Source organism: uncultured Tateyamaria sp., assembly GCF_947494755.1.
Taxonomy (GTDB): Bacteria; Pseudomonadota; Alphaproteobacteria; order Rhodobacterales; family Rhodobacteraceae; genus Tateyamaria.
The window spans coordinates 47,852-70,395 of the sequence record NZ_CANLVZ010000002.1 but is presented as its reverse complement, the minus strand read 5'-3'; the positions used below and the strand labels follow the sequence as shown (position 1 = coordinate 70,395).

At 61.7% G+C, this 22,544-nt stretch carries 13 protein-coding genes; 6 read left to right on the top strand and 7 right to left on the bottom strand.

Going from position 1 to position 22,544, the window contains the following annotated elements; all coding sequences use genetic code 11:
• Window positions 1–138: 138 nt before the first annotated feature.
• Entirely contained in the window at window positions 139–459 is a 321-nt protein-coding gene (locus tag Q0908_RS02930; RefSeq protein ID WP_299280945.1) for a c-type cytochrome, read from the top strand.
• A 135-nt stretch (window positions 460–594) separates the two neighbouring features.
• Window positions 595–1,818 (top strand): PQQ-dependent sugar dehydrogenase, encoded by a 1,224-nt coding sequence (locus Q0908_RS02925; protein WP_299280944.1) that lies wholly within the window; start codon window positions 595–597, stop codon window positions 1,816–1,818.
• A gap of 727 nt (window positions 1,819–2,545) precedes the next feature.
• Here Q0908_RS02925 and Q0908_RS02920 read toward each other — a convergent pair.
• From Q0908_RS02920 to Q0908_RS02910, 3 genes are all read right to left on the bottom strand, one after another.
• Window positions 2,546–4,123: an ABC transporter substrate-binding protein gene (locus Q0908_RS02920; RefSeq protein ID WP_299280943.1), complete on the bottom strand. Its 1,578-nt coding sequence runs from the start codon at window positions 4,121–4,123 to the stop codon at window positions 2,546–2,548.
• Window positions 4,124–4,244: 121 nt separating this feature from the next.
• Window positions 4,245–7,385 carry an efflux RND transporter permease subunit gene (locus Q0908_RS02915; RefSeq protein WP_299280942.1) on the bottom strand — a complete coding sequence of 1,047 codons (3,141 nt, stop codon included), beginning with the start codon at window positions 7,383–7,385 and terminating at the stop codon, window positions 4,245–4,247.
• A complete protein-coding gene (locus Q0908_RS02910) occupies window positions 7,385–8,551 on the bottom strand; it encodes an efflux RND transporter periplasmic adaptor subunit (protein ID WP_299280941.1) in 1,167 nt (388 codons plus the stop codon). The genes Q0908_RS02915 and Q0908_RS02910 overlap by 1 nt, the downstream gene beginning before the upstream one ends.
• Before the next feature lie 96 nt (window positions 8,552–8,647).
• Here Q0908_RS02910 and Q0908_RS02905 point away from each other — a divergent pair, with 96 nt between their 5' ends.
• Window positions 8,648–9,256: a TetR/AcrR family transcriptional regulator gene (locus Q0908_RS02905; RefSeq protein ID WP_299280940.1), complete on the top strand. Its 609-nt coding sequence runs from the start codon at window positions 8,648–8,650 to the stop codon at window positions 9,254–9,256.
• 10 nt (window positions 9,257–9,266) lie between these two features.
• Here Q0908_RS02905 and Q0908_RS02900 read toward each other — a convergent pair whose 3' ends face one another.
• From Q0908_RS02900 to Q0908_RS02890, 3 genes are all read right to left on the bottom strand, one after another.
• Window positions 9,267–13,211, bottom strand: coding sequence for a translocation/assembly module TamB domain-containing protein (locus Q0908_RS02900; protein WP_299280939.1), 3,945 nt, complete (start codon window positions 13,209–13,211; stop codon window positions 9,267–9,269).
• The gene (locus tag Q0908_RS02895; RefSeq protein WP_299280938.1) at window positions 13,211–15,001 is read right to left on the bottom strand and encodes an autotransporter assembly complex family protein; all 1,791 of its coding nucleotides are present in this window, start codon (window positions 14,999–15,001) and stop codon (window positions 13,211–13,213) included. Before Q0908_RS02895 ends, Q0908_RS02900 begins: the two co-directional genes overlap by 1 nt.
• A 120-nt stretch (window positions 15,002–15,121) precedes the next feature.
• Window positions 15,122–18,067: an ABC transporter transmembrane domain-containing protein gene (locus Q0908_RS02890; RefSeq protein ID WP_299280937.1), complete on the bottom strand. Its 2,946-nt coding sequence runs from the start codon at window positions 18,065–18,067 to the stop codon at window positions 15,122–15,124.
• Window positions 18,068–18,298: 231 nt separating this feature from the next.
• Between Q0908_RS02890 and Q0908_RS02885 the strand changes: the two genes are divergently transcribed.
• Window positions 18,299–18,679 carry a DUF3307 domain-containing protein gene (locus Q0908_RS02885; RefSeq protein ID WP_299280936.1) on the top strand — a complete coding sequence of 127 codons (381 nt, stop codon included), beginning with the start codon at window positions 18,299–18,301 and terminating at the stop codon, window positions 18,677–18,679.
• Here Q0908_RS02885 and Q0908_RS02880 read toward each other — a convergent pair.
• Window positions 18,676–19,626 carry a LysR family transcriptional regulator gene (locus Q0908_RS02880; RefSeq protein ID WP_299280935.1) on the bottom strand — a complete coding sequence of 317 codons (951 nt, stop codon included), beginning with the start codon at window positions 19,624–19,626 and terminating at the stop codon, window positions 18,676–18,678. The two genes, Q0908_RS02885 and Q0908_RS02880, sit on opposite strands and share 4 nt — an antisense overlap.
• 71 nt (window positions 19,627–19,697) lie before the next feature.
• Between Q0908_RS02880 and Q0908_RS02875 the strand changes: the two genes are divergently transcribed.
• The gene (locus Q0908_RS02875) at window positions 19,698–20,759 is read left to right on the top strand and encodes a maleylacetate reductase (RefSeq protein ID WP_299280934.1); all 1,062 of its coding nucleotides are present in this window, start codon (window positions 19,698–19,700) and stop codon (window positions 20,757–20,759) included.
• Window positions 20,760–20,786: 27 nt separating this feature from the next.
• Entirely contained in the window at window positions 20,787–22,544 is a 1,758-nt protein-coding gene (locus Q0908_RS02870; protein WP_299280933.1) for an FAD-dependent monooxygenase, read from the top strand.

Sequence of the window (22,544 nt, the reverse complement as noted above, 5' to 3'; positions counted from 1 at the left end):
CCGGGACTGAACACTCGGTCTTACCCGATGCCTCCGACGATAAAGTCCAACTCACCCAGTTAAGCGTCTAGCGCTCCCCTACTTCAGAGTTGACTCAAAACCACGCTCGCGTACCATTCCTGAAAAGCGAGGGGGAATATGCCAAAATTCATTGGTGCAATATCACTCGCAGTCATGTGCGTTTATTCTGGCGGCGCGTCCGCGGGCGATGCGGCTGCGGGCGACAAGCGTTATCATGAGTCTTGTCACGCCTGTCATGGGCCGGCAGGCAAAGGGGCATCAAGCTATCCTAAAGTCTCCGGCAACACGGTCGAATACACACGCGAAAAACTCATAGCTTACAGGTCAGGGCAAAAATTTGGCCCGAACTCGCCGCTTATGATCATGATGGCCAAGCCGCTATCAGACGAAGAAATTGAACACTTGGCCGTTTATTTGAAGGACGCGAAATACGAGTAAGTATCAGTACAATCAGTTTAATTGCAAAGACTGGAATGGGAGGAGTTTACTATGAAGTATTCAATATGTGGGTCACGAGCCGTGTCTGCGGTGGCGGCCCTTATCATGGCTGGTTCCGTCGCATCGGCGCAGGGCATGGACATTCCTGTAATAGAAGCGACGCCCGTCCTTGAAGGTCTTGAATCGCCTTGGGACATGTCCATTCGTTCTGACGGCACGATGTTTTTCACAGAAAAATGCAAAGGTTTGTCAATGCGTTCCTCAGATGGAACGGTGACCAATATTTACGGAATGAGCGGCTCTGAAGGATATGCCGGGACCGGCTCAGACCTTTTCTGTGAAGGTCAGGCGGGTATGATGGGCGTCGCTGCCGATCGTAACTTCGATCAGAACCGTCGCCTGTACGTCGCATCAACATCCAACAAATATCACGGCGAAGGGTGCAAAACGAACCACGAACGCTGTGACGGGAACATTGTCATGCGTCTCACGTTGACTGAAGACATGAGCAGCGTGGCTGACAGAACAGATATTGTTACTGACATTCAGTACAAACCGTTCGAGTCCAACCAACCCTTTGGCGGCCCTGGCGCTCACAATGGCGGGCGTGTTCGTATTGGTCCGGGTGGGTATCTTTGGGTCGCTGGTGGTGACCGCCACAGAGGTCTTTGCCCGCAATCCCCTGAGTTGCTTTGTGGCAAAGTACTGCGTGTCGATACGGATGGAAACGCCCATCCCGACAACGACCCACCTGCTGGATTTGACAAGCGCATCTACACGTATGGTCACCGCAACGTGCAGGGAATCGACTTCCGCCCCAGCGATGGGAAGGCGTTCACAGCAGAGCACGGACCATGGCACAGTGATGAAATCACCGCACTTGTAAACGGCGGAAACGCTGGGTGGGATCCGCAAGAAAATACCGCGGGAAGAGGCGCGTGCCCTGACCAGTACTGCGGGTACGAACCGGAGCAAATGGAGGGAATGGATCCAGCTGTTCGCGCCTCCTACATGCCAATGAGTGACACGCGCTTTGAAGACCTCATGCCACCAACCTGGAACAACAATGGTTGGTCACAAGGCACCTCGTCAGCCGCATTCTTGAAGGGCGAGAACTGGGGGATCTATGAAGGCCGCCTTGCGACCGGTGTCCTTGGCATTGGCTTTGGGGGTACCCCAATTGGTCAGCGGATCGATATGGTGTCAATCACACCCGACGGTTTGGGCATCAATGGGATTACCCGCATGCCGCTCGACTTTTCAAAGCGTTTCCGTGGTTTGGTAATGGCACCTGATAACGCGCTCTATGTCGCGACTGACGAAGGAGAAATTTATCGGGTTACGGCAACCAGCAATTAGTAGATCTGCTCTTAGAGCCTAGAAACAAAAGCGGAAGGGCGAGCAGGGAAAACACTTGCTCGCCCTTTCAAACATAGATGTGGTTTATCAAAAGCGCGCGCGATGAACGGTCACAAAGTAGATGAAGCTCAAAGATCAAATGGAACGGTTATAGGCACCATTTCTGTCGTTTTTTTTACGGTGATAACAGCGCTTCCTGCAATGGCCCTGGAAACCTGGAGTTGCGAGGAAACCGCTTTTTACAGTGTTTACGAAGACACCTCACTCACAGAGGGCAAAGAACCTTCAAATAATAAAACTCTGAAATGGATAGATGCAAACACTATCGGATTTGAGTCCCTCTCGCTTAAACGAATAAGCCCAAGCTCAGAGACCTTCTTCAGTCAAAGTTCGGGAAGCTCTCTACAGATAAATCGAACCGAAAGCCCCTACCTGGCGGTTCTCACACAGCCCCAAGTCTGGATGAATAAGTTCGGAAACATGCGGGTTCGTTTCTACAGATGCACACCATAGAAGCCAAATGTTGAGAATAAGTAGGGGCGATGGTGCGATCCACGACCACTTCACGCAGTGAACCTGATTGGTTCAGAGACTGGAACGGCCGTGAAACCGAAAACCGACATTCGCGCAGCCGCAGCGAAAGCCCGCTTCGTCCCGCATAGCGGCCGCAAACAAAAGAAGGCGGCACCGTCGGCACCGCCCTCTCTAGTTCTTTATTTCATCCAATCTAGTTCATCGTGATGTACTTCACCTTTGGCTGATCCTCAGGATCAACCTCGATCCCCACACCCTCGGCCATGCCCCAGTTCAGCACCTGGTGGTGCAGCGGGATGTACAGCTGTTCGTCCTGCACGACCCGCCAGATGTCAGCAATGTCGGCGTTGCGTGCCTCAAGGTCGGTGTTTGAGGCCAGCGACTTGATCTTGGCATCCAGATCCGGGTTCGCATAACCCGTACCGTTCCACGTGCCGATGTCGGACTCACGGCTGTGCACAAGGAAGTTGAACACATATTCGGAATCGTAGGTCGGAACGCCCCAGCCGAGCATATAGAAGTCGGTCTTGCCGTCGGTGATCAGCGGGAAGTGCTGCGCCTTGGGTTTGGCATCGAGGTTCACGGTGACGCCAATCTGGCTGAGCATCCCCACGGCGGCCTGACAGATCGCTTCGTCATTGATGTAGCGATCATTGGGACAGTCGAGCCGGATCGAGAAGCCGTCGGCATATCCCGCCTCGTCCATCAGCCCCTTGGCACCTTCGATGTCGGTGGAGGATTCCGCGTCCATTTCAGCGGTCCAACCATTCACGAAGGGTGGTGCGATCATGCCCGCAGGCTCGGATTGGCCGCGCATCACGATCTGGCGGATCGCATCGCGGTTCATCGCCATCGACATCGCTTGCCGGACGCGCACATCCGCCAACGGGTTCTTGCCGTCGACATTGTCGGCCTCGATATCATCCGCGCCCTGATTCATCCCAAAAAAGATCACCCGGTTTTGCGGGGCCTGTTTGACAACGAGCCCTTCAGCAGCATTCACACGCTCAAGGTCCTGCACGGGCATGTCCTGAAGGAAGTTCACCTCACCCGACAACATCGCAGCCACACGGGTCGCGGCGTTCTGGATCGGGGTATAGACGATCTCGGTCACGTCCAGCGGGAACTGGTCGATGCCCCAGTAGGCCTCGTTCTTGGTCATGACGGTTTTGACGTCAGGCTCGCGGCTGGTCAGTACATAGGGGCCGGTGCCGTTCACGTTGGTGGTGGCGAATGTGATCTCGCCGCCCTCGAAATCCTGCACGTTCACGGTGTCATTCGCCTCGGTCCAGTCCTTGTCCATGATGAATAGGTTGGTGAGATTGGAGGGCAGGATCGGGTTTGGCCCGTCGGTGACCATTTCGACTGTGAAATCATCCACCGCGCGGACCTCAGTGATCGAGCCAATCAGCTCTTTCATGTCCGAATTGGGCTGCTTGGCGCGCTCATAGCTGAACACGACGTCTTCGGCGGTGAAGGCCGCACCGTCATGAAAGGTCACCCCTTCCCGCAGTTTGAAGACCCAGACATTCGGGTCATCCTCCTTGGGGGCCCATTCGGTCGCGAGCGCAGGTTCGAACGTGCCTGTCGTGTCGCGAATGATCAGCGGTTCGTACATCTGGTGGCGGATGGTGTGGGTTGGCCCTTCGTTCTGGGCATGTGGATCAAGCGTCAGTGCATCGCCGGCGCGCGCCCATTTCAGTGTCTCTGCACTCACCAGTGCCGTGCTCGACAGCAGCAGTGCGGCGGACAGTAATGACGTAACTCTCATGGTGGTCTCCCCGTTGTTTTGTATCGCCAGAGTGTTGGTCACTCTTGCGCGATTGGCAAGCAGGTAGGGGAAAGGGCACGCCCAGACAGATCAGGACGGGCCCTATTTTGTGGCAGCGCGCCTATTCCGCGGCCTGCTGAAAGGGTGGGCGCAGCACAAAGGACGTGTCGGTATGGTCGTTGTCTGCGTGCGCGTCACGGCCCCGCCGTACCCGGTGGATCAGCGCGAAAGCCGGGGGTGTGAAGTAAAAACTCACCACGGTCGACAGCAACACCCCACCCGCGACAGACATCGCGAAAGGCGGCCAGAACCCGCCACCGGCCAGAATCAGGGGCAGGAACCCTCCGAATGTCGTAATGGTGGTCGATACGATATGGCGCGACGAGCCCATGACCACATCGACCATGGCGTCTCGGTCGCCGCTGGCGGCTGCGTCGTCCTCTTGCAGGCCCGACAGGATGATGATGGCCGCGTTGATCGACACCCCGATAGAGCCGATGACCCCGATGATCGCGTTGATCCCGAACGGGTACTGGAAGACCGCCAAGGCCAGCAGGCTGAGACCCGCCGACAGTCCCGACACCACCAGCACCACGCCCGTCAGGCGGAACGAGTTGAACGTCAGCGCAATGGCCGCAATCGACAGCGTCACGATCAACCCGAGGGAGGCGAGCAGATCGGACAGCGTGTCGTTGCGGGCATCACTGTCGCCCCCAAGCTCAAGGCGCACGGTGTCGGGGACGGCAAATCCGGCCCCATCCAGCGCGGCCTGTACCTGCACCAATGCCTCTTCAGGCAGGACGTCGCGCTGGATAAAGGCCTGCACGGTGTTGACCCGCTCGCCATTGCGCCGGGTGATGCTGCCCGCCGCCGGTTCCAGTGCAACGGTGGACACAGCGGACAAGGGCAGGGCGGGCCAGCGCCCTTGGGCAGCCAGCGCTTGGGCGTCCGGGCGCAGGATGGGCAGGTCGCGGATCGCTTGAACCGAGCTGCGCGTGGCCTCGCCCAACCGCACACGGATCGGCAATTCCTCATCGCCTTCCACCATGGACCCGCCCGTCACGCCCTCAAGCCCGGCCTGCAACTGGCCTGCGATCTGGCGCAGGTTCAGCCCGAGTTGCTGGGCTTGCGCTTCGTTGATGGTCACGACCGCCTTGGGCGCTCCACCGCCGATGGTCGAACGGGCGACCAGCACGGCATCCACATCCGTGACTATGCGACGTGCCTCGTCCCCGATGTCACGCAGGTCCTCAAGGTCGGTGCCGACAAAGCGCAACTCGACCGGTGCGTTGACCGGTGGGCCTTGCACCAAGCCGCGCACGAGGATCTGGGCCTCTGGTGCCGTCAGGGTCAGCGCGGCTTGCAACTCGCGCAACACCTCTTCGGTCGCTTCGGGCGAGGTCGTTGTCAGCAACGCCTGCGCGTGACTCGGCGCATTCTCGCGCGCGCCGACAATGTTGTAGTAAAACGCGGGGGCTGAGCGGCCCACGACCCATGTGATCTGTTCGATCCGGGCGTCCGCGTTCAACTGCGCATCAAGCCGCGCAACAACCGCCTGCGTGTCCGCAATGCCGGTGCCGGGGGCCAGATCGACCTCGATATAGAACTGGTCGCGATCCACGCCGGGAAAAAATTGTGCCGTAAGTGTTGGCAGGGACAGGAAACCGGTGACAGGCAGAACCAACGCCAGCGCAATGGAGCGCACCGGGTTGTGCACCGACCAGCGCAGCGTCGCCTCAAATGCCCGGCCCAAAGCCCCGCCCTTGAGCCCGCCTCGCTTGCCGCCTGCGGGTAGTAAATGACCGGCGATGGCAGGTGTCAGGGTGATGGCGACCACAAAGGACCAGCCGAGCATGATTACCACGGCGATGGCGATGGAGCCGACAAAATCACCCGCTGGCCCCGGCAAAAGGATCAGGGGGGTAAAGGACAGTGCGGTGGTAACGGTCGACGCCAGTAAGGGCGCAAAGAGGCGCTTGACCGATTGGCCCGCCGCCTTGACCCGGCTCATGCCTTTGGCAAGGCGTTGGCCCACTTCGTCCGTCATCACGATGCCAGCATCGACGAGCAAGCCAAGCGCCACAATCAGACCCGTCACCGACATCTGGTGGATCGCAAGCCCGATGAAGTTCATCGTGAACAGGGTCGCAAGCGTCACCACCGGAAGGATCAGCGCGACAATCATGGCCGAGCGCAAGCCGAGAGTCAGTAGCAAGACACCCACCACCAGCCCGACACCGATGGCCATGTTCAGGCCCACCTCGGCGAGCCGGTCGGCGGTGTAGACGCTTTGATCAAAGGTCAGGTCGAGCGAGACGCCAAGCGGCACCTCGTTCTGATAGGCCCTGATCTCTTCACGCACGAACCCGGACCAGACATCGACTTGCAAACCCGATTCCAGTTTGGCGGCCAGCAGAACGGCAGGCTTGCCATTATAAAGCGCAAGCTCGGTCTGGGGCAGGCGCGGGCCGCGGCTGATGTCGGCGATCTGGGACAGGTAGGTGACAGCACCCGTATCCGAACGGCGCACGACGATCTCGGCGAGGCGGTCCAGCGCCTGCACCTCACCTGCCACCGATATCAGCAGGTCAGAGCCCGCCGGACGCACGCGACCAGCGGAGACCTTGGCATCGCCTGCCGCGATGGCTGCACTGACCTCTGCGGCGGTCAGCCCAAGGGCGGCTGTGGCGACGGGGTCGAGGGTGACCAGCACCTCGTCGTCGGGCGCGCCGTAGACTTCGACCAATTCGGTGCCGGGAACGTTGCGCAAGGACTGCGCCAGATCGCGGGCATAGCGGCCAAGGATCGTGGTGGGCACGCCCGGCTCTGCTGAAAAGGCCGCAATAGCCGCAAAGGCACTGCTGCCATCGGTGTCAAATTCCGGCTCAAGCGCGTCGGCGGGCAGGGTGGGGGCCAGTTCGGCCAGATCATCGCGGATTTCGGCCCAGACCTGCTCAATGCGGGTGTCTGCAACGGTCACGCCCAATTCGACCGACACGATGGAAATGCCCGTGGACGAGGTGCTTTGGATCAGGTCCACCTCGGCGACTTCGCGCAGGATATCTTCGATGGGTTGGGTCACAAGCGCCTCAACCCGCGCCGGATCCGCGCCGGGAATGACGGTGGTGACGGTGCCAAAGAGGTTGGTGATTGTGGGGTCTTCCTGCCGTCCGATGGCCAGCAGCGAGGACAGGCCAGCAGCGATAATCACCAGAAGGGCGAGGGCGACAATGCGGGGTTGGCGGAAGGTGAGGCTTTCCATCAGTTCTGTCCCGCAACGCGGACCCGATCACCGGGCACGAGACGATGGGTGCCGTCGGGTACGATCAACGCCTCGCCCGACAGGGTGCCCCGCACATAGGCAGTGTCGCCCTCGATCTGCAGCACCTCAACAGCGGCGCTGCGGGCGGTGAACAGATCATCCTCGGACGGTTCGAGGACAATGAGCGTCCACAGACCCCGCACGCCATCGCGCAAGGCGCGCAGCGGCACGCCGTAGCCCGAAGACTCCAACACCGTGGTCAGTGTGAGGGTGCCCGAGGCGAGGTAGACCGGGTCATCGGTTTCAATCTCGAACAGGGCCGTGCGGGTGCGGGTCTGGGCATCAAGGTCCAGGCGGAAGCCGACAAAGCGGGTGGGATAGTCCGTCCCGTCAATGGTGATCGTGGCAGGTTGGTCCGCAAGGCCGTTTGCCAGTTTCGGATCAACGCCGACGCGGAACAGCGGTGCGGTGTCTTCCTGAATGTCGAGCACGGGCGTGCCGATGGCCATAATTGCGCCGGGATCAACGTGGCGTGCACCCACGCGTCCATCAAACGGGGCGACCAACTCGGTCTGGGACAGTTGCACATCCACTTGGGTGAGGGCGGCATCGACCTCTGCCATCTGCGCCTCAAGCGCGACGAGGCCGAGGGCCACATTGTCGACCGCCTGTTCGGACGCAAAGCCGCGGTCGCGCAGTTCGGACTGGCGTTTCGTGGTGCGGCGCGACAGTTCGGCCTGCGCCTCAAGGGCGGCGCGGGTGGCCGTAAGGCGAGCGCGTTCGGCCATCAGGATACGGATGTCGAGGCGGGCAATGACGTCGCCGGCCTTGACGCGGTCACCTTCATCCGCTGTCAGGACGTTAAGGCGACCGCTCTGCTCGAAACTGAGGGCGACGGTCTGGGCGGCTTCGACCTGCCCGTAGAATTGGCGCGTGACGGGCATCTGATCGGAAGGCGAGACGCGCAGCGCCGATACGGTCGCAATCGGGGCGGCCGGCGGGGCATCAACGGCTGCCGCACGGCTGGCCAATGTGGCGCTGCCCAACCAGATCGCGCCGGCAGATATTGCGACCACCGACGCGGTGCCCGTCAGTGTCATCAAACCACGGATCGTCCGCTTCCAAAGGGGGCGTTTGGGTGTATCGTTGCGGTGTGCACGCGCCATGGTGCGGCTCCTTGACATGAAGTGAGTAGTACTTACTCTTATGGATAGACATATGTAATAGCCACTTACTTTGGCAAGAGAGTAGGACAAAAAAAGTTGGAGCAGAGCGCGAAACAGACCCAGAAGGCGGCGTATCACCATGGTGATCTGCGCGCCCATCTTATTGAAACTGTGCGCCTTTTGGTCGAAGAGAAGGGCGCGGACGGGTTTTCGATTTCCGAGGCTGCGCGCCGCGCCGGGGTCAGCTCAGCAGCCCCCTACAAGCACTTTGAGGACCGCCGCGAGATCGTGCGCGCGGTGGCTTTGCTGGGAATCAAACGCATGCGCCAGCAGATGGATGACGCGGCAGCTGCGGCCACGGGCGACAGGCTCGCGCCCATTACCGCCTTGGGTTTGTGTTATGCCAGGTTCGCGCGCACCGAACCGGGTGTGTTTCGCCTGATCTTTGGTCTGACCGAAGGGCGCGATGAGGACTCTGAAATGCACGCCCTTGGCACGGCCTGCGAGGATGTGGTCAAGCGCGAGGTTCGGCGCGTCATGCCCGAAGGGACCGACGAAGAGGAAATCGCGCGCCGCGCCTACATGCTGCACATGTTCGTGCATGGCCACGCATTTCTGGAGATCGACGGCGTGCATGACAACGAGATTTCAGGCGACGTAGAACACGCTCTCATGGCTGATATTGCGGCGCGTGTGATGGCTTGAAGGCTGCCGTCTAGTAGTCTTTTTCGATGAAGATGCCGAGACCGGTGTTGGCATCCGCACCAACGCTGCCGCGCACGGTAATGTTGGGGGTGAGGTCGATGTTCAGCGACACTTCGGGCCCGTCGGATCCGCCAACCGTGACGTCGGTATAGACGTTTTCAGAGATGTATTTGCCTGCGCGCACGGCGGTGTTGCCCTCGGCGTCGGAGGTGACATCGAGGTCATCCAGGTTGAAGGATCCGCGCAGGCCCGATACGACCCCTTCGCCCCCGCGTCCTGCGAGGTTGGCAACCGCGTTGGCCAGTTGCAGCGCCTGAAAGGCGGAGAGTTGCGAGATGTCGCGGCCAAAGAATATCTGGGCAAGGACCTGATCCTGTGGCGCGTCGGGCGTGGATTCAAACGTGACGGTCGGGTCGTCCGCAGGCCCTTCGATGATGATCCGCGCCGTTCCGGTTGCGGTGCTCGTTGCGGCCACAAACCGCAGGAATGGCGCAAACCGACCGGCAAGCTGCACCTGTCCTTCGTCCAGTTCAAACCGTTTGGTCAGGATGTTGAGCCTACCCCGGATCAGATCGAATTGCCCGAATGAAATGGTGTCGGCGGTGGTGCCGGTCAGCCGCAAGCTGCCCCCCACTTCTGCGTCCAGACCCCGGCCCCGGATGAAAATCTGCGAGGGTGCATTGATCGTGATATCAAGGGGGTAGGCCGGGCCGCCACCCTCGGACGCGCTGTCATCCTGGGCCAGACCGGCGCGATTGCGGGTGGCCATCACCGGCCGTGTCGCCCCGATATGGTCAATCGGAGGGATTGCGCCAAAGGTTGAAATTCCGCTGGCGGGCACCTGCACATTTGTCTCACCCACATTGATCGTCCCGGCAATCCGCGCCGCGCCCAGCAATGCGCCGTTCACGCCGATCTGACCATTCACGCGGCTGGTATAGAGCGTCGGGTCCGACACCACGACATTGTTCAGCGCCACATCAATTTGCGCCGGGTATTGTCCGCTGAGGGTGATCGGGCCACGGATGACAATTGCCCCGCCTTCGCTGACGCCCGCGTTCAGATCCAGCGTCGCGCGGCCTGCTGCAAGGCCAACGGACCCGGAAATATTGTCAAAGGACAGGGGCAGTGTGGGCGCGGCCAGCCGTGTGCCTTGGGTGGTGATCTGGCCACTGACCGATGACAGTGCCGGTGGGCCATCCACGGTCAGATCGAAATTGGCAACGCCCGCGATATTGCGCGGCGCAAGGAACGGGTTGGCAAGCCCAAGCTGAGCCTGCCCGGTAGCGTCGAGTTCCAACCGCCCGTCATTGGCCACCAGGCCGCCGACCCGCGCCGATGTGCCGGCGGGACCATCCAAGGTCGCCTCGATGTCAAAGCCGCGCGTGACCTGTTGGGCGGTGCCCGTCACCGCGACCGCTCCGTTCAGGCGCGGCACAAGTGCGCCCACATTCGGCAGGCGCAGCGCATAGCGCGCGGATGCGACCCCGTCTGTAAGGGCCGCACTGATGTCGCCGGTGCTGGAATAGGGGCCTGCCACGTCGGTATCGACGGCCCAACCCGCATCGGTCTGGCGTAGATCACCCGTGACCGACACTGGCCCCGACACACCCGGCGCAAGCGGGGCGATGTTGGGCAGCGCAACCGAGAAGGCCGAGGTCAGCCGCGCGTCGATGAACGCACCCGATACTGTGCCCGAACTGCTGTAGGGGCCAGTGAGGGCGGTATTGAATTGCCAGCCATTGCTGACTTGCTGCACATCTCCGTCCAGACCGACAGGCCCGGTGATGCCCGGCGCGAGGGGTGCGATATTGGGCACCGCCACGGTGTAGGTTGCGCTCAGCGCGTCGGCCTCGTAGGTGCCTGCCACATTGGCCGTGCTCGACAAGGGACCGCGCAAATCGGTGTCAAAGGTCCAGACTCCGCCGACCTGTTCGGCGCGCACATCCAGATTGGCCGCACCCGGCAGTTGCGGGACCAGCGGCGCGATGTCGGGGATTGCGGCATTCGCGACGATGGCGATGCGGGTCGGTGCAACGCTGGCATCGACATTTGCTCTGGCATCAAGCGGTCCGCTCAGTGTGCCAAGGATATCCCATGTCTCGCCGGTTTGTTCGGCGGTGCCCTTGATGGCCAGCGGGCCGGACACTGCAGTTGTGACCCGCGATGCATCGTCCAGCCGCAGATCGAAGCGGGCGGTCGAGGCCCCACTTTGCAAGGTCGCCTCGGCATCTGCCGACAGTGCGGGGTTTTCCAGCTGCAACCGGTCCAAATAAGTGCCGGTCGTGTCCCGGCGCGCCGCCACATCAAGGGCCGTCGTTCCGTCCAGCAGCGCGTCGGCCTGTGCGACCCCAACGCGCAGATCGCGCGTTTCACCTGTGATGGTGATGTCAAACAAGCCGCCAAGCGAGGCGGAACCGGCCAGTTCGACCCCTCCGGCCCCTTCCAGCGCGAGGCCCGCAAGATCGGCAAAGGCCGAGAAATCGCTGCTTTGAAGGTTGGTGTCAAAGGTTGTCTCGAACCCATCGGATAGGCTGTTGATCTGTGCCTGCCCGCCAAGGGTCCAGGCCGCACCTGTGAGGGCGAGGTTGGACAGCTCCAACGGCTCTCCCTCGACATAAGCGATGTTGAGGCCGCCATTGACGGTGGTGCCCACGGCGCGCGACAGGGCCGGGTCGATCAGGGCGATCCCGTTGCTATCAAGGTCAATCCGTGTCTCGACCCGCCCGATGGCGTTCACGTCGCCAGTCAGCGTGCCGTCAAGCACAAGGGTTGTGATGTCGGCCTGCACCTCGGGTCGGTTCAGACCTGCCACAACGATACGGCCCGCCAGCGCGTCCCCATCATTGGCGTCGTATTGGACGCTGAGGGTGGCGCGATCGACCAGCGTTTCGCCCGCCGTGCCAAGCGGCAGCAGCACCGGTGTGCCATCAGGGGCCGCAATCTCGCCTTCGATATCCAGCAGCGTGGGCCAGCCATCGCTGTTCAGTGCGGCCTGCCCACTCAGGCGCAGGGCACGGGTGTCGAGGGTAAACGTCTCAAGCGAAAAGGCCCCGTTGCTGGCTTGCGCGCCTTGGGCTTTCAACTGGATGTCAGGCCCGAAAAAGGCTGCATATTCGGTAAAGAACAGCGCGGTGACATCGCCACTCAAATCGGCCTCAAAGGCCATAGGGCCGTCAACTTCGCTTTGCAATTCCACGGTGCCGGCCAGACGCGGGGCGTCATCGGTGCGCAGATCAAGCGAGGCGGCAAAATCGCTGAGCGGGCCATCCCCCTTGACAGACAGTTCCAAACTCGGGCCGCCCGGCACGCCAAGCAGGTCGGAAATCAACCCGTCTTCGGCTTCGCTCAGGTCGATATCAAGGGTCAGCGCGCGGGTATCGTTGGCGTAAGCCGCCAGCACGTCAAAGCGCGCTTGGGGCCCGTCGATGCGCTGCGCGAGAAGGCGGACATTCCCTTCCCCCCCAGCCAGAGAGGCCGCACCGCTCAGCGACAGCGCCGCCGCTTCGCCCAACACAGGTTCGCCAAGCGATACGCGGGTGATCTGCATCTGCCCGATGTTCAGCGACGCGGGCAGTTCGGGCAGGGCAAAGGGGGCCGCTTCGGGCGCGGGTGCTTCGCTTGGCACCGGAATGGGCAGGCGCGGCAGGTCGATCAGGTCGGCGCGCAACTCTTCGATCTCGACGGCCCCGCGCAGCAGGGCGCGGCGGCTCCACTGGATCGCGACATCTTCGAGGGTCAGCCACACCCCTTCGGGGTCTGCCACGGTGATCCGCTCAATGGTGGCCGTGCTCGACAGCGCACCGGCAAACCCGGTGATACGCACGGTGCGCCCTTCGCCGCCAAGGCTGTTTTCCAAAAGGCCGATCAGATAGCCGCGGTCATCATCGCCAGCGTCCTGGGCTGCAAGGGCAAAGGGCCAGATCAGGCAGAGTATCGCGAGTGCAAAGCGCATCAGAAGGCCTGCCCAATACCGATATAAATTTCCAGCCCGGAACCGTCGTCCGGCCCCGATGCAGGCACCGCCACATCAAAGCGGATCGGCCCGATGGTCGTGTCATAGCGCACGCCCAAGCCCACACCGCTGTGCCATTCGCCGGAGCCGTCGATAAACGTCTCTTCGCCGATATAGCCTGCGTCGATGAAGCCGACGACCGACAGGTTCTCGCCCGTTTTGACCCGCAATTCGCTGGAAAGCCCCACAAACGAGCGCCCGCCGATTTTGATGTCATCGCCCAGATCCGCCCCAAGGGACTGGAAATCCTGCCCGCGCACCGTGCCGCTGCCCCCGGAAAAGAACAGCAGATCAGCGGGCGCATTGCTGATTGAGGGGCCGAACATCGACCCCAATTGCCCGCGCAGGGCCAGCGTGACCCGTTCGCCAAACTGGCGGTAGGTGCGCAGATCAAGGCTCGACACCACTCCGTTGTCCGTGCCGTCGATGGCAAAGAACGGCGCGATGGAGGCCTGAGCATAATAGCCGCTTGTCGCGTTCAGCTTGTCATTGCGCCGGTCAAACGTGGCCACGTAGGGAAAGGCGAGGATGGTATAGTCCCGCTCGCCCAGATCATCGCGCGTTTTGGAGCGGCGCAGGCGGGCGCTGTAGCTGTATTCGCGGTCTTCGCGGGCTAAATAGACCCCGCCCACTTCCAGCGTGACAGATTGCGAAAACAGGTTTTGGTCGTCGCGCTGTTCGGCCTCGGCCAGCACAAAGGCCTCAAGATCGGTGCGGAAGGTGGCGGGGCGCGACAGGCGGGCGCTCAGGCGATAGTCGATACCGCCGGTGTCGCCACCAAGGCCCTTGACCGACCCTTCGATCTGAAGCCGTTCAGCCCCGCCGAAGATATTGCGGTGCAGCCACAGCGCGCTCAGCGCCAGACCGTCCAGCGTGCCGAACTCGGCCCCAAAGCTGTAGCGGCGGGGCGGCTGGTCGGTGACAAGGGCTGTCACATCCAGCGTTCCGTCCGCGTTGGGCGTTTCGGCTTCGGTCAGAGTGCCGCTTGCAAAGGTGCCGGTGCGGCGCAGCCGCTTTTGCACCTTGTCGATGGTGTCGGGATCAAACACCTCGCCACTTGGCCAGCCTGCGATCTCGCGGATGCGTTTTTCGCGCACGGCACTGTCGCCTGTGATCGTCAATTTACCCAGACGCAGCCGTGGCCCGGGATCGAGTGTGACGGTCGCGTTCAGGGTCTTGTCGGGATGGCGGGCGGTGATCTGCTGATCGGCGACCTCTGCCTTGGCATGGCCGTCCTGACGCCAGCCTTCGATTTCGGCAGCGGTGGCCTGACGCAGCACCGACACCCGTGCGGTTTCGCCCGGCGCAAAGCCGGGGGTGGGTTCGGTCTGGTTGGCCTTGGGCGTAATGGCAAGGTTGCCGAAGGTGAACACGGACCCCGGATCAATGCGCAGCGTCACCATGCGCACGGCCTGTGACGCGCCCAGAGGGGTGAGCGTCGCGGCCTCACGTCCATCCACCAGAATATTGATCGTCGGGCCGAAATAGCCCTGATCATAGAGCAGCGCGATGATCCGTCCGTAATCGGCCTGTGCCGCGCTGATAATGTCGATGGGGCGGGGGGCTTCGTCTTGTTGGGTGTCGGCAAGCGTGGCCGTCAGCGAGGCGGCGCGGATGTCTTCGACCAGCGGTTCTGGCGCGGACACGGTGACGTCAAAGGCATAGGCCGCCCCCGACCCGGTCAGCATGGCAATCCCCGTCGCCAAAACCCGGCAATATATTCGAAACATCTGGCACAACTCCGCCGTGCGCAGCGCACGGGTCCCTCAAAGGAATGCCAAAAGCTGTGGTCAGGTTCCAGTGCATAAGCACATCTTGTGGACAAACTGATGGAGTTCGGCGGATTTTGGTCAGGTTTTCACGTAACCGGCGACCACTTGCAGCAACCGGAAGGCCGTTGCGGCGTCATTTTCGACGACGGCCATGAATTCTTCTTCGCCGATGCGCAGGCAGGACAACTCGGATTTGGCGCGCATATCAAGCGCGCGTGGCTCGCTTCGGATGAGGCCCAATTCACCCACCAGCGCCCCCGTGCCCACTGTCGCAATCAAGGTGTCCTCGGCCCCGTCCACCGGCAGCAGCAGGTCCGCCTCGCCGTCGATGATCATGTAGGCCCCGTCGGTCGAGTCGTCATTTTTGTGAAATACGTATTCGCCGGGGGCAGCCTTGTACCAGCGCGCACCAAAGGCCAGCAGCCGCATCTGCTTGCGCTTGAGCCCGGAAAACAGCGGCGTCCGGCTGAGCGCCTCGACCTTGCGCGCGAGATCCGCACCCACGTCGCTGTCGGCTTCGGCCCGCGCCCCTTCGGCCCCGACAAGACGGCCCTGTTGCACCTCGAAATGCAGATCAAAGGCATCTTCGTCCTCGAATCCGTCGTTGAGGAAAATCAGCGTCGCCTCGGGCAGCAAGGCGCGCAGGGATTTGAACAAGGCGGTCTGGATATCGGGGTCATAGCTTGCCATGACCTTGTCCAAGATCAGGATATCAGGCCGTTTGATCGTGGCCCTGCTGATCGAAAGCGGTTCGGCAAAGAGTGCAGGCAGGTTGGCCCCGCCAAGCGCGATGGGCACGTCAAAAACGAGTGCAAGCACTTGCGGGCTGATCCCCTCTTCGGCCAGCACATGCCCCACGATGCGCCGCAGTTCTTCGCCGCGTGTGCCTGCGCCGTCCGACACTTTGCCATAAAGGGCGTTTTCAAGGACGGTCAGCCCAAAGACATACGCGTCCGGTCGGATGGGTGAGAACAGGTCCGACATCTGCTCACCCAGGGTGGCGGCATGCTGGCGGCGCATATCGAGAACGCGCGCGCGCACCTCGTCCGGAAAGGATGGGCCGACCTGTTCGGCGGTCACCACTGAGGGAACGCTTAACAACAGGGCAAGGTCATCGTCGGTAATCTCGGACCCCGCCGGTTTGCGCGTGACCAGATCAAGCGCGGCCTCGTAAACGTCCACCTCAAGCCCGACCTTCCGGAATAGCGGGTGGTCAGTGCCAGTAGCCCCAAAGATCTGGCGCAGCATCTCGATGATGTTGCGCGCCAGCGTTTCCAGATCGCCAGCCAGTTTCAGATCGTGCAGCACCCGCAGGAATTCGAGTTTGGAGGCAATGATCTCGGGCGTGATCCGCTCGCGCGGGGTCGCAAACAGAAGGTTCTCGGCAACGGGAAGGGCGGGGTTATATCCTTCGGGATCAAAGCGGTAGACATAACGCGACAGGCCCGCCTCTTGGACTGCCTGTGCGATCTTGGGGCGCAGGGCGATCAGGGCCTCGGTCAATTTGGGGTGCTTTTCTACGTCATAATGCTGATCCATCGTGCGCCGGGTCAGCGCCTCGCCGCTGCCCGTTCCCTCGATCAGCGTGTACCACCACGCCCGCAGCGCGTCGCGGTCCGACACCCCCGCCAAGCCGGGGTTCAGCCAATGCGCCTTGAGCATGTCGTGACTGTTTCCCGCCCGCACCGCTTCGTGGAAAAAGTCGTTTTCCTCGCCCGGTGCGATGGGGGCCATGCGCAGGGGCATCAACACGTTCTGTCCGTAGCTGCCCTTGAACATGACAGGGCGCGAATTGGCGTGGCCGATCCGGGTGGCGATGGTGGCCTGATGCAGGTCCTTGATGCTGAAGCCCGACAAAGTGACCGCGCCGCTGGTGGGCAAGGTTTCGCGGGTCAGCACCTCGGCCAGTGCCCGGCGGTCTTCATCATTGGGGGCGGTGATGCCCACAACTGATCCGGCAGGTAAGGTGAACGAGATATCCTCGAGCACCGCATTGCCGTCGCCGTCGCGCACCGTGACCTGATCAAGCTCGATCTCGCCGGTCAGGCGCGGGGCCTCGCCTGCAGGGGCGTAAAACAGATCCTCGTCGATCATGCCCTCGGGCGCAAACCGTTCAGTGATGGTGTCCCACCGCAACGACATGTCGGCGCTTTGATTGTAATAGGCCAGCAGCTCTTTCCACGGGCTTGAGAGGTCCTTGTAGGCGGCCAGTGCGGCGACGAGCGCACCAATCGTAACCTCGCCCTGAATGACGAGGTAGCCGCCGATGGAAAAGAAGAAAAACGGGGTAAGCTGGGTGATGAAGTTGTTAATGAACTTCATGAAGAATTTCTTTTGGTAGATTTGGAAACGGATCGCGAAAAGCTGACCCAACCGGTCTCCGATCATCGCCATGCGGTAGCGCCAGCCGCCGTTGACCCGCAGCGTGCCCGCACCCGCCGCGCCCTCGCCAATCTCGGCCGCCAAGGCGCGGACCTGTATGACCCGCTTCTTGTTCAGCAGATTGATCTGGCGTTGCAGTTTGGGGATCAGCCAGGCCTGCAACGGGATCAGCGCAACCGCCGCCAGACCAAACGCGATCGACTGGAAAAACAGGAAGCCAAGGATCGTCAGCATCTGGCCGGCTTGCAGCACAGGTTGGGCGACCGCATCCCCCATCAACCCGCCCATGGGTTCGCTTTCAGCGGTGACCATGCTGACCAGCTCGCCTTGGCTGGTGCGTTCGAAATAGGGTTGGGGAAAGCGCAGGATGCGCGCAATCAGGGTATAGCGAAAGCGGCGCAACAGGCGTTCCGCCAGCACGCCCTTCATCGTGTTGATGCGCATTTTCAACAGCCCGTGGCACAGCACGGCCAACAGGAACCCGCCGCAAAGCAGGAGCAGATAGGTGATCTGGGTGACTTCGCGCCCCAGAAAATCAATCGTTGATGTGCCCGATCCGATGGCGTCGTTGATAATCCGCTTGGGCAGCTCAAGTGTCAGATAGAGCAGCGGAAACAGCGACAGCGTGACCACCAGAAGCACAAGCTGGTCGCGCTTCGAATACTTCCAGATGAAGGCAAAGAGGGAGCGTTCGATAAGACTGGTCCAGACGTCTGCACAGGCGGGGTGCCCTTTGGCCTCAACCTATCAAGGGGTTTGACCACAAATCAATGCCTTGCGGGGTTGGCTTAAAGCGTATCGGGGTGGCTGCAACATTGCAGCATTTGATTTGCACCCCTAGGATGGGGTGAAACGTTAACCAAAGGACCCGCCTTGGCCGATCCTATCCTTTTTGCGCTGGCGCTGCTGTTTTTGCTGCAGACCAAGCATTTGTTTGCGGATTTTTACCTCCAGACCCCACGGATGCTGCGCGACCGCAGCCGGTATGTCCATGTAGGGCGGTTGCAGCATGCGGGGCTGCATGCGGTCGGGTCTTTGATCGCGATGGTCCTGCTTGGGGTGCCGGTGGCCTTGGCTCTGACGGTCGCGCTGATCGAATGGGTTGTGCATTTCCACATCGATTGGGCCAAGGGCCGGTGGTCAGATCACACCGGTCACGGCCCCGCACAGGCCGGATACTGGCGCGCTTTCGGGGTGGATCAGGCGCTGCACCAGTGGACCTATCTGGTGATGGTCTGGGCGGTGCTGCCCTAGACCCCCCAGACCGAGGCTTGCTGTTGATGCGTGATCGTGCGCGCCAGAGATTTGAATTCATGTGCCAGATGCCGCTGAAACCGCCGTACCACGGGGCGGTCGCTGCTGGATTTTGCGCTGAGGATGCCCAGATGCCGGGGCGCGTGCCGGATGCGGATATCAAGCGCGGTCAGGGACTTGTGGTGGCGCATCATGAACAGCACCGAATAGGGCAGGATCGTCAGGCTGTCGGACCCTTCCAGCACCGTGCGCACCGCGCTGATTGATCCACCGGAAAAGCTGACCCGGAAATCGTCGACTTCGATTTCGGCAAGGATCGCCTTGAGGTCCTGATAGAGCGGGCTGGCCGTGGGCGGTGCGATCCAGGGGTAGGGGGCGATATCGCTCAGTCGCAGGGTTTTCTTGCGCGCCAGCGGATGCCCGATCCTGCAGGCGATGACGTTACGCCCCTGCAGGATCTCGTCAAAGGCGAGCCCCTCGGGCACCGCATCGGGCGGCAACGGGCAGAGCGCCACATCCAGCGCGCCCGACTGCAGATCCCGGATCAGCGTATCGGCATAACCATAGGACTGATCGATCCGCACATTCGGATTGGCCTGCTGGAACCCGGCGATCATCGAGGCGATCACCGCATCCATGAACACCGGTGTGCCCGCCACGCGCACCGCGCCGGTCTTGCCGCCTGCATAAAGGCCCGCCTGCATACTCGCCTCCGCCGCCGCTGCGCGGATCATGCGGCCCTGCGCGGCCAGTGCGGCCCCAAGCTCGGTCGCGATCAGGGGGCGGCGGCCTTTTTCGAACAGCGGCAGGCCAAGCCGCGCCTCGAGGGCCGACAAGGATCGGCTGAGCGAGGGTTGTGATCGGCCCAAAGCCGCCGCCCCTTGGGTCAGCCCGCCTTCGTCCACGACAGCGGCGAGGATAATCAGGTGATTGGGATCAATTTGCATAACCTTGAGTTATATTGAGCGTCGAACATCTTATCAACTTGCGATTTCTTGTGAGTTAGCGTGAGGCCATGATGGCCGACACCTCTTTCGCCCCACCTGACGTCCATGTCCGTTTCGGCGCTGGTTTGCGCCACCAAGCGCGCGAGGAGATGCGCCGCCTGGGCTGTGCGCGTGCCCTGATCCTGTCCACACCGCCACAATCGAAAAGCGCACTGGCGCTTGCCGAAACCATCGGCGAGTGGGCCGCTGGCGTGTTTTCGGGGGCGGTCATGCACACGCCTGTCGAAGTCAGCGCGCGGGCCGTTGAACATCTGCGCAGCGTGGACGCCGATTGCGTCATCGCCATTGGCGGTGGCTCGACCACGGGCCTTGGCAAGGCCATCGCCTATCGCACCGACGTGCCCCAGATCGTGATCCCGACAACTTATGCTGGGTCCGAGGCGACCCCAATCCTGGGTCAAACCGAGGACGGCGTAAAAACCACGCTCAGCGATCCACGAGTACAGCCCGAGGTAATACTGTACGACCCCGAACTCGTCACGTCGCTGCCGGTCGGGATGACGGTGACGTCGGCGCTGAACGCCATCGCGCACGCGGCTGAGGCGCTTTATGCGCCCAACCGCACCGCTGCATCAGATGAACTGGCGCTCGACGGCCTGCGCGCCTTTGCCCGCAGCCTTGAGGCGGTGGTGGCTGCGCCGCACGACCTTGCCGCGCGCGAAGATACGTTGCGCGGGGCCTATGCCTGTGGTGCGGTTTTGGGCCTCGTGGGCATGTCACTGCATCACAAGCTGTGCCACACGCTTGGCGGATCGCTAGGCCTGCCACATGCAGAAACGCACGCGATTATCCTGCCCCACGCAATTGCCTACAACGCGCTGGTCGTACCCGACCTGCTGGCCCCGATCTGCGAGATCTTTCGCGGCGTCTCAGCGGGTGCCACGCTTTATGACTATGCCGCGCGCCTGAATGCCCCGTCCGCCTTGCGCGACCTTGGCGTGACCGAGGCGCAATTGGACCAGGCCGCAGATCTGGCGACCCGCAAACCCTATCCCAATCCCGCCCCGATCACACGGGACGGCATCCGCACCCTGTTGCAGGCCGCCTGGGAGGGCGCGCGCCCGCACCCTTGACCCGATCCTTGGAGGAGGACCCAAAAAATGGCAGATATCACCACCGACGTTCTGATCATCGGTACCGGCCCGGCGGGATCGGCGGCTGCGGCCCTGCTGTCGACCTACGGGATCGAGAACATGGCCGTGAACCGCTATCGCTGGCTGGCCAACAGCCCCCGCGCGCATATCACCAACCAACGCACGATGGAGGTGCTGCGGGACTTGGGCGAAGAGGTCGAAGGCGAAGCATACATGCACGCCACAGAACAGGATCTCATGGGCTCGAACGTGTTCTGCGAAAGCCTGACGGGCGAAGAGTTGGGGCGTATCCAGACATGGGGCACGCATCCGCTCAGCCGGGCGGAGCACGCGTTGAGTTCGCCAAGCAAGATGAACGATCTGCCCCAGACATATATGGAGCCGCTGCTGTTCAAAACCGCCTGCGCGCGCGGCACTCAGGCCCGCATGTCCTGTGAGTACAAAAGCCACGTGGCCGATGCGGATGGTGTGACCACAACGATCCTGGACCGGCTCACCAACCAGACCTTTACCGTGCGTTCGAAATACTTGATCGGGGCGGATGGCGGCAACTCGGCTGTCACCGAAAACACTGGCCTGCCGATTGAGGGCAAGATGGGTGTCGCAGGCTCCATCAACCTGCTGTTCAAGGCGGACCTCAGCCAACATGTCGCGCACCGCCCGTCGGTTCTTTACTGGGTGATGCAGCCCGGATCGAACGTGGGCGGCATCGGCATGGGCGTGATCCGCATGATCCGCCCGTGGAACGAATGGATGGCGATCTGGGGCTATGACATTGACGGTGAACGCCCCGAGTTGAACGATGACGAGGCCAAGAAGATCATCCGCGATCTTGTGGGCGATCCCGAGCTTGAGATCGACATGCAGGCGATCAGTTATTGGACGGTGAACGACGCCTATGCGACGCAGCTGTCCAAGGATCGCGTGTTCATTATGGGGGATGCGGCGCACCGCCACCCGCCCTCGAACGGGCTGGGGTCCAACACTTCCATTCAGGACGCCTTTAACCTGTCCTGGAAATTGGCGGCCGTGCTGAAAGGGCAGGCGGGCGAGGGGCTGCTTGAGAGCTACAACGCCGAACGCGCACCGGTTGCCAAACAGATCGTGACCCGCGCGAACCAGTCCATCGGGGAGTTTGGTCCGATTTTTGAAGCACTGGGTCTGATCGGGCATACGGACCCGGATGTCATGCAGGCGAATATGGACAAGCGCTGCGACAGCACAGCAGAGGCCGAGGCACAGCGCACCGCCTTGCGTGAAGCGATTGCGTTCAAAAAATACGAATTTGACGCGCATGGGGTCGAGATGAACCAGCGCTATCAATCGGGAGCGGTGGTGACGGATGGACAGATGGAACCGGCCTTCGATCTCGATCACGAATTGCATTATCAGCCGACCACATGGCCGGGTGCGCGCCTGCCCCATGTCTGGCTGTTTGACGCGGCGGGCAAAAAGCACTCGACGCTGGATCTGACCAAGGGGGGCTTTGCCCTTCTGACCGGTCTGAACGGGCAGGCCTGGGCCGATGCGGCCACCAAGGTGGCAGCCGAAATGGGGCTTACCCTGTCGGCGCATGTGATCGGGCCACGCCAGCCGCTCGTTGATCATGCTGGCGATTGGGCCCGCGCGCGCGAGGTGGGCGAGGCGGGTTGCGTCCTTGTGCGCCCGGACCACCACGTTGCATGGCGCAGTGAGGCGATGGCGGATGATCCCGTGGCCGAACTCACCCGCGTCTTTTCCTCAATCCTCGCAAAGGACAACTGA